This is a genomic window from Microbacterium tumbae (assembly GCF_054780175.1).
In genome coordinates this window covers 1,099,921-1,111,706 of the sequence record NZ_BAAGWV010000001.1, presented here as the reverse complement: position 1 = coordinate 1,111,706, position 11,786 = coordinate 1,099,921, and the positions used below count along the sequence as shown (strand labels likewise).

Genomic DNA, 11,786 nt, shown 5'->3' with positions numbered 1-11,786 from the left:
CCCCTGACTTCGCACGCCCCCCTTCCCGCGCAGCCGCTCAGCCCGCTCGACGGCCGCTACCGCGCAGCCGTCGCCGGGCTCTCCGACTACCTCTCCGAGGCGGGGCTGAACCGCGCCCGCGTCGAGGTCGAGGTCGAGTGGCTGATCGCCCTCACCGACCGCTCCCTCTTCGGGACCACGCCGCTCGCGGATGCCGACAGGGAGCGGCTGCGCGCCCTGTACCGCGACTTCGGACAGGCCGAGATCGACTGGCTCGCCGAGAAGGAGGCCGTCACCCAGCACGATGTGAAGGCGATCGAGTACCTGGTGCGCGACCGGCTCTCGTCCCTGGGGCTGGACGCCATCGCCGAGCTCACGCACTTCGCGTGCACGAGCGAGGACATCAACTCCGCCTCCTACGCCCTCACCGTCAAGCGCGCCGTGCTCGGCGTGTGGCTGCCTGCGCTGCAGCAGGTGATCGCGAAGCTGCGCGAGCTGGCGGTCGAGCACGCGGACGCCGCGATGCTGTCCCGCACGCACGGCCAGCCGGCCACGCCGTCGACGATGGGCAAGGAGCTCGCGGTCTTCGCTGCACGGCTGGAGCGCGTCGCGGCGCAGATCGAGGCATCCGAGTTCCTGGCGAAGTTCTCCGGCGCCACCGGCACCTGGTCGGCGCACCTCTCGGCGGATCCCGACGCGGACTGGCCGGAGATCTCCCGCTCGTTCATCGAGTCGCTGGGCATCGACTTCAACCCTCTGACGACCCAGATCGAGTCGCACGACTGGCAGGTCGAGCTGTACGACCGCGTCCGTCACGCCGGCGGCATCCTGCACAACCTCGCCACCGACGTCTGGACGTACATCTCCCTGGGCTACTTCGCGCAGATCCCCGTCGCGGGCGCCACCGGATCGTCGACGATGCCGCACAAGATCAACCCGATCCGCTTCGAGAACGCCGAGGCGAACCTCGAGATCGCCGGCGGGCTGCTCGCCACGCTCTCGCAGACGCTCGTCACCTCCCGCCTGCAGCGCGACCTCACGGACTCCACCACCCAGCGCAACATCGGCGTCGCCTTCGGGCACTCGCTGCTGGCCCTGGACAACCTGCGCCGCGGGCTGAACGCGATCTCACTGCGTCGCGATGCGCTGCTCGCGGACCTCGACGGCAACTGGGAGGTGCTCGCGGAGGCGATCCAGACGGTCATCCGCGGCGAGGTCACCGCCGGTCGTTCCACGATCACGGATCCCTACGCACTGCTCAAGGAGCTCACCCGAGGACACCGCGTGGGGGCGGCGGAGCTGGCATCCTTCGTCGAGGGGCTGGAGATCGGGGATGCCGCGAAGCAGCGCCTCCTCGCGCTGACGCCGGCGACCTACATCGGCATCGCGGAGCGGCTCGCGCGGTAGCCGGCGTCCCCCCGGTCGACATCGGAGCCTGCCCTGCGACGGTATGCGTCCCCGCGCCGCTCCGCCGACGAGACCCGTCCGGTCGCCGAGCCCTCTCCCCGCGGACGCGATTCGGATGGGCCGCCGGCGGCGAGGAGGGGTTTCGCGACGCCTGGCCGGGATACCGGGCCCCGGTCAAGCCGCGGGGTCGACCGGCCCCAGGCCGGAGTGCGCGGCGCCGGCGTCCCTCGGCATGAAGAACGCCGCGAAGAGGGTGAGCACCGCGACGGCGGCGGCGCCGACGAACACCCAGAAGGACGCCGAGACGATCGTCGGCGGGTCCTGCGGACCTCCGCCGCGGGCGATGACCGAGTTCGATATCGCCCCGAACACCGCGACGCCGACCGCGCTGCCCGCGGAACGGGCGAACGCGTTCATCCCGGTGACGGCGCCGCGCTCCCCCCAGCCGACCGACGACTGAGCGGCGATGAGCGTCGGCGAAGCGGTCCAGCCCAGTCCGAAGCCGAGGACGAAGGCGATCCCGGCGACGGCGTAGGGGTCGGGCCAGGGCGCCACGGCGGCGAGCGCGATGGCTGCGACGCTCGTGATGCCCATTCCGATCAGGGCGGTTCGGCGGAAGCCGATCCGGAGGAACAGCCGCCCGGCATTGGCCGCGGACAGGGGCCATCCCAGCGTGAGCGCGGCGACGGCCAGACCCGATAGCAGCGGAGCGATGCCGATGGATCCCTCCAGGTACGCCGGCGCGAAGCTCGTGACGCCGATCATCAGCGCTCCGACGCCCAGCGAGACCAGTGTCGTCGTGAGGATGAGAGGACGAGCCGCCAACCGCAGATCGACGATCGGCTCGGCGGCGCGACGCTCCACGAGCGCGAAGACCACGAGCGAGAGAGCGCCGACGCCGAAGCAGAGCGCGCTCGGCAGGGAGAGCCATGCCCAGGCGTTGCCGCCTTCCAGCATCCCGAGGATGAGGCCGGTGAGCCCGAGCGTGAGCAGCACGGCACCGGTGTAGTCGACGCGGTGTCGCCGGGTCTGCTTCTCCTCGTGGTACCGACGCAGCAGCATCCAGCCCGCGACGAGGCAGAGCGGGACGTTCACCCAGAAGATCCAGCGCCAGGCGTCGAGCTGGGCGAAGATCCCGCCGAGCGCCGGGCCGACGACCGAGGAGATCGCCCAGACGCTCGCGATGTACCCCTGCACCTTCGCGCGCTCCGCGACCGTGTAGATGTCTCCGACGATCGTCATCGACATGGGGGCTACGGCACCGGCGCCGAGGCCCTGCACGATGCGGAACACGATGAGCGTCGTCATGCTCCCCGCGAACCCGCAGAGCACAGAGCCGATCAGGAAGAGCCCGATCCCGAGCAGGATGATCGGCTTACGCCCCACCGTGTCGGCGAAGCGCGAGTAGATCGGCACGCTCACCGCCTGGGCGAGCAGGTACACGGAGAACAGCCACGGGAACTGCTGGTAGCTGCCGAGGTCGCGCACGATGCTGGGAACCGCGGTCGCGAGGATCGTCGCATCGATGGCGATGAGCCCTGTGGCGAGCATCAGCGCGCCGAGGACCGGTCCGCGCTCCGATCTCAGGCCGACGGAGGCGCGTTCGACGGAGGCGGTCACGACAGGGACAAGTCGTGCGGGACGGCCGGTATTCCCGGAGCGGTCACCGGTCGTCGTCGGATGCCGGCGCCCCACTCGCCGCATCGCCCTGGTCCTCGGCCGCCGCGTCCTCCTCGTCGTAGAGGACGGGACGATCGAGCTCCTCCTGCTGGTACTGCGCGGGGTCGACCGCGAGGATCAGCATCGACAGGATCAGGAGGGTGGCGATGAACGCGCCGCCGCCGACGACCAGCGCGAGCGCGATCGGGGTGAGTCCCTCGTAGTCTCCGGCCGCGATGGCGATGTTCACCCGGCTGGTGAAGGCGCCGGTGGAGACCAGCGTGACGATCGCGGCGAACACGCCGCAGACGGCGGCGATGCCGAGCAGGTGCAGGGGCCGGAGCAGCTCGCGTCGTGTCGGCTTGTCGTCGGTCATGCCGCGCCTCCCTGGACGGATTCGGCATCCGCGGGCTGCGGGGGCGTCACCCGAGTCGGGGTGAACCCGGCGATGCCGAGGAAGACGGCGACGATCGCGGCGTAGCCGCCCAGCATCCCGACGCCCAGGATGATGCCGCTGAGCACGAACTCGCCGGCGCCCTCGATCATGTACGTCGTCTCGAAGCCGGACGGGATCAGCAGCAGGAGGACGCCCAGCAGGATGCCGATCGAGCCGATGAGGATCGCATCGCGGGCGAGCGCGTCGCCGATGCGACGGCCGCGGATGCCGGCGAGGATCTCCGTGACGCCCGTCACGACCGCCCAGCTGACGACGACGGCGAAGAAGAGGTCGTCGGTGCGCAGCGCGGGGATGCCGGCGATCATCCCGGCCAGCGCGGAGAGGATCGCGAGCAGGACGTAAGACCAGCGACGTCCCTTCGGCACGGCCAGCCAGGCGCCGAGGGCGAGCACGAGGGCGGTCGCGATCGCGAAGCCGCTGAACACGGAGAGGCCGACGGCGGCGGAATGGTCCGAGGAGAAGGTGATCATGAGCGCGGCGACGGCGGCGAACAACGCGCGAAGCAGCTGGATGTGACGCACCGTGACGGTGCGAGCGGGGGCAGGCATGACTGATCCTCGGTCCTGGCGATGGTCTTCCCAGTCTACGCGCGGGGACGCGAGCCGATGAGCAGCGCCGGGCGCACGGGATTCCGGTGGCCCTCTCCCCAGACGGGCCACCGGAATCCACGACGGTGCAGCGCGGGGGCTTCGCTGCACCGATCCGGACCGCGTCCGGGAGAGCTCTTCCCTCAGGATCCGATGGGGCGGGCCTCGTGCGCCCGAGGTGTCCGCGCCCGTGTTCAAATGTAACCATCCACTGTTCACATACCACGGGGGCTCTGTGATGACCGGGGAGCACGATGCCGACGACACCGAGGCGAGCAGATTCGCCGCCGCTCTGCGGAGCGCCATCGCCGATCGCGGCGTGACCCTAGCCTGGCTGCGGTCCCGCCTGCGCGAGCACGGGAACACGGTGGCCATGGCGACCCTCAGCTACTGGCGCTCGGGGAAGCGCCGACCCGAGGGACCGCAGTCCCTCGCCGCCGTGCACGACATCGAGGAGCTGCTGGGCCTGGAGGCGGATTCGCTGGCCGCCCTGATCGGGCCCACTCAGCGGGTCGGCGTGCTCCCTGCCGCGCAGGTGCTCTACGAGGAGGAGCGCCTGGAGCGCGCCATCTCGGAGTCGCTCATCGAGCTCGGCGCCGCGATGCCGGAGAATCTGCGCGAGCTGAGCAGCCACATGGTCGTCGACGTGGGGGAGGACGGGTTCCTCGCCACCCGCTCCATCCGCAGCGTGCTGCAGGCGGTCTCGGGCTCGCTCACCGAACTGCCCTTCCTCGAGGTGGAGCCGGGCGGATCTCCGGTCCCTCCCGTGATCCGGAACGTGTCAGGGGCGCGCACGACCCGCAGCTACGCGCATCCGCTCCGGGAGGTGCACGGCGTGGTGTTCGAGCTGGACCATGCGCTGACCGCGGCGCGGACGGCCGTCATCGAGTTCGACGTCGAGTTCCCGCCCGAGTACCCGCGCATCCGCGAGCAGACTCATGGACTGTTCCGCTCCGGACGCGACCAGCTGATCTGGGTGCGATTCCATCCGTCCGCGCTGCCCGACTGGTTCGAGGAGTTCGAGGAGACCCCTGCGGGGACGACCGTGACGCCGCGAGAGCTCGACGGGAGCTCCTCCGTGCATGTGATCCGTCCGAGATTCGGGCCGGGCGTGCTCGGGGTGCGCTGGGGATACGGCGCGCGCGACTGACCGCCCGGCCGGGAGGCGTCGGAGTCCGATGGCCATCCCCAGTCAGGCCACCGGACTCCACGCTTGCGCAGCGCGGGGGCGTCACTGCGCCAGGTCGAGCGAGCGGAACGAGATCGGGCTCCTGCCCATGCCGCATCGACCGAGTGACCGCGCCATTTCGTCACGGGCCCCCGAGACGAACCGCGTGGTCGTATCCTCAATGTAGGCGAGCCTTCTTCACATACCTGGGGGAGTGATGTGATGGCACAGGAAAATGTCTCCGAGACAAGTTCGGACGCCGCATTCGCCGTCGCCCTGCGAGAGGCGATCACCGCGCGAGGCGTGACCCTCGCCTGGCTCAACGCCCGGCTCCGCAGCAATGGCAACCCGGTGTCGATGGCGACGCTGAGCTACTGGCGCGCCGGGGCGCGCCGGCCCGAGGGCGCCCAGTCGATGGCGGCCGTCGAGGATATGGAACGGCTCCTCGACCTCGCACCGGGAGCGCTCACCGGCCTGGTCGGCCGGAGCCTGCGCGTGGGACCGTTCGGAACCCCGTCCTTCCCCCTGAGGGAACGCGATCTGGAGCAGGCGGTCACGGAGGTGTTCACCGCGCTCGGCGAGCCGAACCCCGACCGCGCACGCGACGTGACCACGCACGCCGTCACCCTCGTGGGGCCGGACGGCAACGTGATCTCCCGGACGACGCGCACGCTCCTCCAGTCGATGTCGGGGTTGATCACCCATGTCCCCTATGTCGAGATCACCCCCGGCGTCCGCACACCGCCGCCGGTCTTCGTCGCCCTGGGCGGCGGTCGCGTCACCCAGCTCTACTCGCACGATTCCGGGCAGGTCCACGGTTTCAGCTTCGAACTGGAGCAGCCCATCGACACGGCCCAGACCACGGTGCTGGAGTGGCGGATGGAGGTCACGCCCGACTATCCGCCGACGAAGGAGACCGGTCACGGCATCGCCCGGCAGTGCCGTGAGCTGCTGCTGTGGACGCAGTTCCATCCCGATGCCGTCCCGGACTGGATGGACGAGATGATCGATACCCCGGAGCGGACGACGTCCACCCCGCTCGCGCTGGACGCCGGGACGAGCGTGCACCAGGTGCGACGCCGGTTCGGACCGGGCCTGCTGGCGCTGCGCTGGGGGTACGGCGAGCGGGAGTGAGCCGTCGCGCTGCCGTTTCCTACAGTGCGCTGCTGTTCCCTACAGTGCGCTGCCGTTCCCCGCTCTGCGCCACCGTCTCTCATGCCGCCGCCCTCGCTCTGCGCTGCCGTTTCCCGTGGAACGCTGTCATTCCTCGCGGCACGCTGCCGTTTCCCGGGGCGCGCTGCCGTTTCCCGGGGCGCGCTGTCATTCCGAACTCGCGCTGCGGGGATTTCCGTAACGCGGACCCAGAGCAGCAGCGCGGGAAGGATTCTGGCAGCGCGGGAAGGATTCTGGCAGCGCGGGAAGGATTCTGGCAGCGCGGGAAGGATTCTGGCAGCGCGGGATCAGCGCGGATCGGGACCCGTGACGACGGGACGACCGGGCGTGTTCGACCACTGGCTCCACGAGCCGTGGAACAGCTTCGCCTCGATCCCCGCCTCGGCCAGCACCAGGGCGGTGTGCGCGGCGGTGATCCCCGAACCGCAGTAGGCGGCGACCGGCGTCCCCTCGTCGACGCCGGACCGCGCGAGCCGCTCGCGGATCTCGTCGATGCCGCGCAGGATGCCGTCCTGGCCGACGTGCACGCCTGTCGGCAGGTTGATCGCCCCGGGGATGTGGCCGGCGATCGGGTCATAGGGCTCGACCTCGCCCCGGTAGCGCTCGGGAGCACGGACATCGAGCAGAACTCCGGATGCCGGGAAGGCCGCCGCCTCATCGATGCTCAGACTGTCGTCGCTCACATCCGACAGCACGACCCCACCGGGCTCGGGGATCACGTCCGCTGTCTCGACCGCGCCGCCGGACGATCGCCACGCCGGCCATCCGCCGTCCAGGACACGGATGTCCACACCGCCTTGGCGCAGCAGCCACCATGCCCGCGCGGCAGGGAGGCCGCCGGCATCGTCGTAGGCCACCACGACATCGCCGTCGTTCAGACCCCACCGGCGGGCGGCGGCCTGCACGGTCGCCGTATCGGGCAACGGATGCCGGCCTCCATCAGGACGCCCGTGGCGCGACAGCTCCGTCTCGAGATCGACGAAGACGGCGCCGGGGATGTGGCCAGCGTCGTATTCGGGACGCCCGTCTGGGCGATCGAGACGCCAACGGACGTCGAGGACACGAAGCCGCGGCTCAGCGGAGATCAGTTCGGACAGCTCGGCGGCGCTCACGAGGTGGGACATGGATCCAGCGTATTCCGCGGCGCAACCGCCCCCACCCCGTTCGTTGAGCGAGCATGCGTGCCCTACCCCCGCTCGTTGAGCGAGCACGCGCACAGCGCGAACGAGTCGAAACGGGGCCTATGACGAACCCCGTTTCGACTCGGGCGGCTGCGCCGGCCTCGCTCAACGAACGAAGGGGAAACCGGCTCCGCCGGCCTCGCTCAACGAACGGAACGGAGAAGACGGCTCCGCCGGCCTCACCACCCTACGAACGGAGGAGAAACCAGCTCCGCAGCGCAACCGCCCCACCCCGCCCCGCTCGTTGAGCGAGCACGCGCACAGCGCGAACGAGTCGAAACGGGGCCTACGACGAACCCCGTTTCGACTCGGGCGGCTGCGCCGGCCTCGCTCAACGAACGAAGGGGAAACCGGCTCCGCCGGCCTCGCTCAACGGGCGAAGGAGAAACCGGCTCCGCCCGACGAACGAAGGGGAAACCGGCTGCGCCGGCCTCACCCGACGGACGAAGGAGAAACCGGCTCCGCGCGACGGGGGTCAGTCCTCGTTCGCGGGCTCGAGCTTCTCGTCGGCCGCAGCAAGGACGTCGTCCTTCTCGGCCTCTTCCTCGGCATCGAAGTCGAGGTCCTCGATGTCGAGACCGCTCTCCTTCGCGGCATCCGTTCCGAGCACGCCGTCGGGGCGGATCAGCTCGCGCACCTCCGCCATGAAGCTGTTGAGCTGCTGCTGCTGCCAGCGCAGCTGCCGCGTGCGGTCCTCCGCGTCGCGGAGCACCTCGGTGGTGTGCCCGATCACGGTGTCGACGATCTTCTGCGCCTTGATGCGGGCGCGCTCCAGCGTCTCGCGCGAGCGCATCTGCGCATCCGCCTCGATCGACTGCGCCTGCGAACGCATGAGACGCTCGTAGTCGTCCGCCTTCGCGGAGATGCGCTGGGCGTGCTCCAGGGCTGCGGAGACCTGCTCGTTCGCATCGCCCGTGATGCGCTCGGCATGGGCGACCGCCTGATTGTGCAACGTCAGGAACTCCTGCTGCGCATCGTTCTGCCGACGTGTCAGGCTCTCCTCGAACTCCAGGACGCGGGTGTTCATCTCGCGCACCTCGCGCTCGGCATCCGCACGCTGCTGCTGCGTCTCGCGCGTGACCATCGCCCGCAATGCCGCTGAGCCCTTCTCCGCCTCGGTGCGGACGGCCGCCGCCTCCTGCTCGGCCTGGGTGACCTTCTCGCCGGCGTGCGCCGCCTCGCGGGCGATGCGCGCCTCGTGCGCGGTGTACTCCGTGTCGATGCGCAGACGCACCTGGTCGGCGTCCTGCTCGGCCTGAGCGGTGATGCGCGCGACGTCCGCCTCGAGCTCGGCGCGCTTCGCCTCGGCCTCCTCGCGGGCGGCCTCCAGCAGACGATCGGCCTGGATCGCGGCGTTCTGGATGAGCACGCTGGCCTGCTCCTCGGCCACGCGCAGCACCGCCTCGAACTGCAGACGGGATCCCTCGTCGTCACCGTCCTTCTTCGGCGTGTCGACGAGCTCGCTGGTCAGCGTCGCGACCTGCTGCTCCGACTCGGCGACCTGCGCGTGCGCCGCGGCGAGCTGCTCCTCCAGAGCAGCGATGCGCTCCTGGTCCCCAGCCCTGGCGGCGTCCGCCTCCGCACGCACGGCGTCCGCCTCGCCGCTGGCGCCGTTGCGCGCCAGCTGGACGTCCGTCTCGGCGCGCTGCAGCTGGGCGCGGAGCGTGGCGATCGCCGCATCCACCTCGCCCTTGTCGTAGCCGCGGAACGCCTGCGTGAACGACGTCTGCTCGCGCGCGGCGCCCCCTCCCTGCACCAGCTGGTCGAAGAAGTCGGATTCGCTGTTCGGGGAGTCGCTCATGGCGTGAGCCTTTCTGACGCGTTGCGACCGTGCAGACGGTACGCAGAAGAGGGGGAGGGCGGCGCGGAACTCGCCCCTCAGCCTAAACCGTGCGGCTATGAACGGGAACAGGTCGTCCCGAAGATCATCCGGCCCTCACCCCGGCAGTATGATCGACCAGGCAGTGTCGAGAAAGGGCCGTGATGCCCTCTCGTCTCCGCTGGATCCCCCTGGGTCGCGAGGAACTCGCCCTCATCGCCGTCACCGCGGTCTGGGGATGCACCTTCCTCGTCGTGCACTGGGCGATGGAGCACTCCGGTCCGTGGTTCTTCGTCGGGCTGCGCTTCCTCGCCGCGGGGATCATCAGCGCGGTGATCTTCCGGAGGATGCTGCGCGGCATCCGCTGGATCGACATCGGCGCAGGGGCGGCCATCGGCCTCATGATCCACCTCGGCTACGGTCTGCAGACGCTCGGCCTTCAGACCGTCGACTCGTCGACCTCGGCGTTCATCACGGCGATGTACGTGCCGCTGGTCCCCCTGCTGCAGTGGGCGGTGTTCCGCAAGCGCCCGCAGACGATGGCGTTCGTCGGCGCCGGCCTCGCCTTCGCCGGGCTCCTCCTCATCGCCGGCCCCGACGCCTTCGCGCTGTCCCTCGGTCCCGGCGAGATCGTCACGATGCTGAGCACCCTCCCCATCGCCGGCGAGATCATCCTCGTCAGCGTCTTCGCCGGGAGGATCGACCTCGGACGCATCACGGTGATCCAGCTGCTGTCCGCCGGCATCCTGTCGCTGCTGACGATGCCCGTCGCCGGAGAGTCCTTTCCCGTGTTCTCCTGGGTATGGCTGGGGGCGGCCCTCGGACTGGGTGCGGCCAGCTGCCTCATCCAGCTCACGATGAACTGGGCGCAGAAGTCGGTGTCGCCGACCCGCGCCACCATCATCTACGCGGGCGAGCCGGTGTGGGCGGGCGTGGTCGGACGCATCGCCGGCGAGCGCCTCCCCGTCACCGCGCTCCTGGGCGGAGTCCTGGTGGTCGTCGGCATCCTCGCCAGCGAGCTGCGTCTCGTCCGGCGCAGAGGCAGACCACGCCCGGAGCCCGAGGCGGGCTGAACTCCTGCGATCCGCCGGCATCGCGTGGGTCGCGCCCCTGGATTCCGCCGACTGACTCGTCAGCCCGTTTGAGGATGCAGGAGTACGACACATCGAGATGCCGGGAATAGCCCGGCGCCGCGCACGTTGGACCTCAACATGATTGAAAGTTCAACCGTCGCCGACGCCACCGAACGCACGCATGTGCGCGTGCCGATGCGCTTCTCGGACGGCTACGCCACCACGGCGGACGTCTTCACCTTCGACGGGCTGGCCGACGGCAAGGAGCACCTGCTGCTCGGCCTCGGGAACTGGCAGGGCGCGCTCGAACGCTCAGCCGCAGGGGGCGATGCGCCGCTGGTGCGTCCGCACAGCGAGTGCCTGACCGGCGACGTGTTCGGATCGGAGCGGTGCGACTGCGGCCCTCAGCTGCGCGAGGCGGCCGAGCGGATCTCCGCCGAGGGCGGCTTCCTCCTCTACCTGCGACAGGAGGGTCGCGGCATCGGCCTCTACGCCAAGCTCGACGCCTACGCGCTGCAGGATGCCGGTCTCGACACCTACGAGGCAAACGTCGCCCTCGGCCACGGCGAGGACGAGCGCGACTACACGGCGGCCGCGCAGATGCTGAAGGCGGCCGGCGTCGAGCGCATCCGCCTGCTCAGCAACAACCCCGACAAGGCCGTGCAGCTGGAGAAACTCGGGATCGCCGTCGCGGAACGCGTACGGACCGGCGTGCACCTGTCCGACGCGAACGCGCGCTACCTGGCGGCGAAGCGCGACCACACCGCGCACACCCTCGACCTCTCGGCGGCATGATGTCCGTCGACGAGCGGCATCCGCGGCGGCTCGACGACGAGGAGATGGCCGCCTGGCTGCCCGTGATCCGTTTCACCCAGCTGCTGCCGCAGGTGCTGGACCGCGCGCTGCGCGAGCAGGTCGGGATGAACCACGCCCGCTACGCGATCCTCATCATGCTCGCGGGCCAGGATGAGGAGCAGGTCACCATGACCGAGCTCGCCCGTATCGCGGGCCTCAGCAGATCGCGCCTCAGCCATGCCCTCGATTCGCTCGAGGAGCGCGGATGGGTGAAGCGCTCGTCCTGCGGCCCGGACAAGCGCACGCTCAGTGCGACCCTCACCCCTGCCGGGCGCGAACTGCTGCGCTCGGCCGCTCCCGTGCACGTGGCGCAGATCCGTGAGCTGGTGCTCGATCCGCTGAGCGCGGAGGAGCGCGCGCAGCTCGGCGCGATCATGACGAAGCTGCTCCCCGGGGTGACGGCGGCTCTGTAGGCACGCTGACGCTTC

At 70.3% G+C, this 11,786-nt stretch carries 11 protein-coding genes; 6 read left to right on the top strand and 5 right to left on the bottom strand.

What is annotated here, in order from left to right; all coding sequences use genetic code 11:
* The first annotated feature begins 3 nt into the window (after nucleotides 1–3).
* Complete coding sequence (purB, locus tag ACYVGQ_RS05145; protein WP_460783925.1) at nucleotides 4–1,386, top strand: adenylosuccinate lyase; 1,383 nt, start codon at nucleotides 4–6, stop codon at nucleotides 1,384–1,386.
* A gap of 174 nt (nucleotides 1,387–1,560) precedes the next feature.
* On the opposite strand, the gene ACYVGQ_RS05140 is transcribed toward purB, so the two are convergent.
* From ACYVGQ_RS05140 to ACYVGQ_RS05130, 3 genes are read right to left on the bottom strand one after another with little or no spacing between them, the layout of a single operon-like run.
* On the bottom strand, nucleotides 1,561–3,006 hold the full coding sequence (locus tag ACYVGQ_RS05140; RefSeq protein WP_460783469.1) for an MFS transporter: 1,446 nt from the start codon (nucleotides 3,004–3,006) through the stop codon (nucleotides 1,561–1,563).
* Between the two features lie 43 nt (nucleotides 3,007–3,049).
* Complete coding sequence (locus tag ACYVGQ_RS05135; protein ID WP_460783468.1) at nucleotides 3,050–3,421, bottom strand: hypothetical protein; 372 nt, start codon at nucleotides 3,419–3,421, stop codon at nucleotides 3,050–3,052.
* Nucleotides 3,418–4,050 (bottom strand): acyl-CoA synthetase, encoded by a 633-nt coding sequence (locus ACYVGQ_RS05130; RefSeq protein ID WP_460783467.1) that lies wholly within the window; start codon nucleotides 4,048–4,050, stop codon nucleotides 3,418–3,420. Before ACYVGQ_RS05130 ends, ACYVGQ_RS05135 begins: the two co-directional genes overlap by 4 nt.
* Nucleotides 4,051–4,327: 277 nt before the next feature.
* On the opposite strand from ACYVGQ_RS05130, the gene ACYVGQ_RS05125 reads away from it, so the two are divergent.
* Complete coding sequence (locus tag ACYVGQ_RS05125; RefSeq protein ID WP_460783466.1) at nucleotides 4,328–5,239, top strand: hypothetical protein; 912 nt, start codon at nucleotides 4,328–4,330, stop codon at nucleotides 5,237–5,239.
* 240 nt (nucleotides 5,240–5,479) lie between these two features.
* A complete protein-coding gene (locus ACYVGQ_RS05120; RefSeq protein WP_460783465.1) occupies nucleotides 5,480–6,391 on the top strand; it encodes a hypothetical protein in 912 nt (303 codons plus the stop codon).
* Between the two features lie 326 nt (nucleotides 6,392–6,717).
* Here the strand turns inward: ACYVGQ_RS05120 and ACYVGQ_RS05115 are convergent, their stop codons facing one another.
* Both ACYVGQ_RS05115 and ACYVGQ_RS05110 read right to left on the bottom strand, forming a co-directional pair.
* Nucleotides 6,718–7,554, bottom strand: coding sequence for a sulfurtransferase (locus ACYVGQ_RS05115; RefSeq protein ID WP_460783464.1), 837 nt, complete (start codon nucleotides 7,552–7,554; stop codon nucleotides 6,718–6,720).
* A gap of 532 nt (nucleotides 7,555–8,086) precedes the next feature.
* On the bottom strand, nucleotides 8,087–9,412 hold the full coding sequence (locus ACYVGQ_RS05110) for a DivIVA domain-containing protein (RefSeq protein ID WP_460783463.1): 1,326 nt from the start codon (nucleotides 9,410–9,412) through the stop codon (nucleotides 8,087–8,089).
* 182 nt (nucleotides 9,413–9,594) lie between these two features.
* Between ACYVGQ_RS05110 and ACYVGQ_RS05105 the strand changes: the two genes are divergently transcribed.
* From ACYVGQ_RS05105 to ACYVGQ_RS05095, 3 genes are all read left to right on the top strand, one after another.
* Nucleotides 9,595–10,503: a DMT family transporter gene (locus ACYVGQ_RS05105; protein WP_460783462.1), complete on the top strand. Its 909-nt coding sequence runs from the start codon at nucleotides 9,595–9,597 to the stop codon at nucleotides 10,501–10,503.
* 138 nt (nucleotides 10,504–10,641) lie between these two features.
* Nucleotides 10,642–11,298 carry a GTP cyclohydrolase II gene (locus ACYVGQ_RS05100; protein WP_460783461.1) on the top strand — a complete coding sequence of 219 codons (657 nt, stop codon included), beginning with the start codon at nucleotides 10,642–10,644 and terminating at the stop codon, nucleotides 11,296–11,298.
* The gene (locus tag ACYVGQ_RS05095; RefSeq protein ID WP_460783460.1) at nucleotides 11,295–11,771 is read left to right on the top strand and encodes a MarR family winged helix-turn-helix transcriptional regulator; all 477 of its coding nucleotides are present in this window, start codon (nucleotides 11,295–11,297) and stop codon (nucleotides 11,769–11,771) included. The genes ACYVGQ_RS05100 and ACYVGQ_RS05095 overlap by 4 nt, the downstream gene beginning before the upstream one ends.
* Nucleotides 11,772–11,786: the final 15 nt, after the last annotated feature.

Excerpts from the sequence above, each read along its gene's own strand:
- ACYVGQ_RS05135 (WP_460783468.1), bottom strand. The coding sequence starts at position 3,421 with ATGACCGACGACAAGCCGACACGACGCGAGCTGCTCCGGCCCCTGCAC.
- ACYVGQ_RS05130 (WP_460783467.1), bottom strand. The coding sequence starts at position 4,050 with ATGCCTGCCCCCGCTCGCACCGTCACGGTGCGTCACATCCAGCTGCTT.
- ACYVGQ_RS05125 (WP_460783466.1), top strand. The coding sequence starts at position 4,328 with ATGACCGGGGAGCACGATGCCGACGACACCGAGGCGAGCAGATTCGCC.
- ACYVGQ_RS05120 (WP_460783465.1), top strand. The coding sequence starts at position 5,480 with ATGGCACAGGAAAATGTCTCCGAGACAAGTTCGGACGCCGCATTCGCC.
- ACYVGQ_RS05115 (WP_460783464.1), bottom strand. The coding sequence starts at position 7,554 with ATGTCCCACCTCGTGAGCGCCGCCGAGCTGTCCGAACTGATCTCCGCT.
- ACYVGQ_RS05110 (WP_460783463.1), bottom strand. The coding sequence starts at position 9,412 with ATGAGCGACTCCCCGAACAGCGAATCCGACTTCTTCGACCAGCTGGTG.
- ACYVGQ_RS05105 (WP_460783462.1), top strand. The coding sequence starts at position 9,595 with ATGCCCTCTCGTCTCCGCTGGATCCCCCTGGGTCGCGAGGAACTCGCC.
- ACYVGQ_RS05100 (WP_460783461.1), top strand. The coding sequence starts at position 10,642 with ATGATTGAAAGTTCAACCGTCGCCGACGCCACCGAACGCACGCATGTG.
- ACYVGQ_RS05095 (WP_460783460.1), top strand. The coding sequence starts at position 11,295 with ATGATGTCCGTCGACGAGCGGCATCCGCGGCGGCTCGACGACGAGGAG.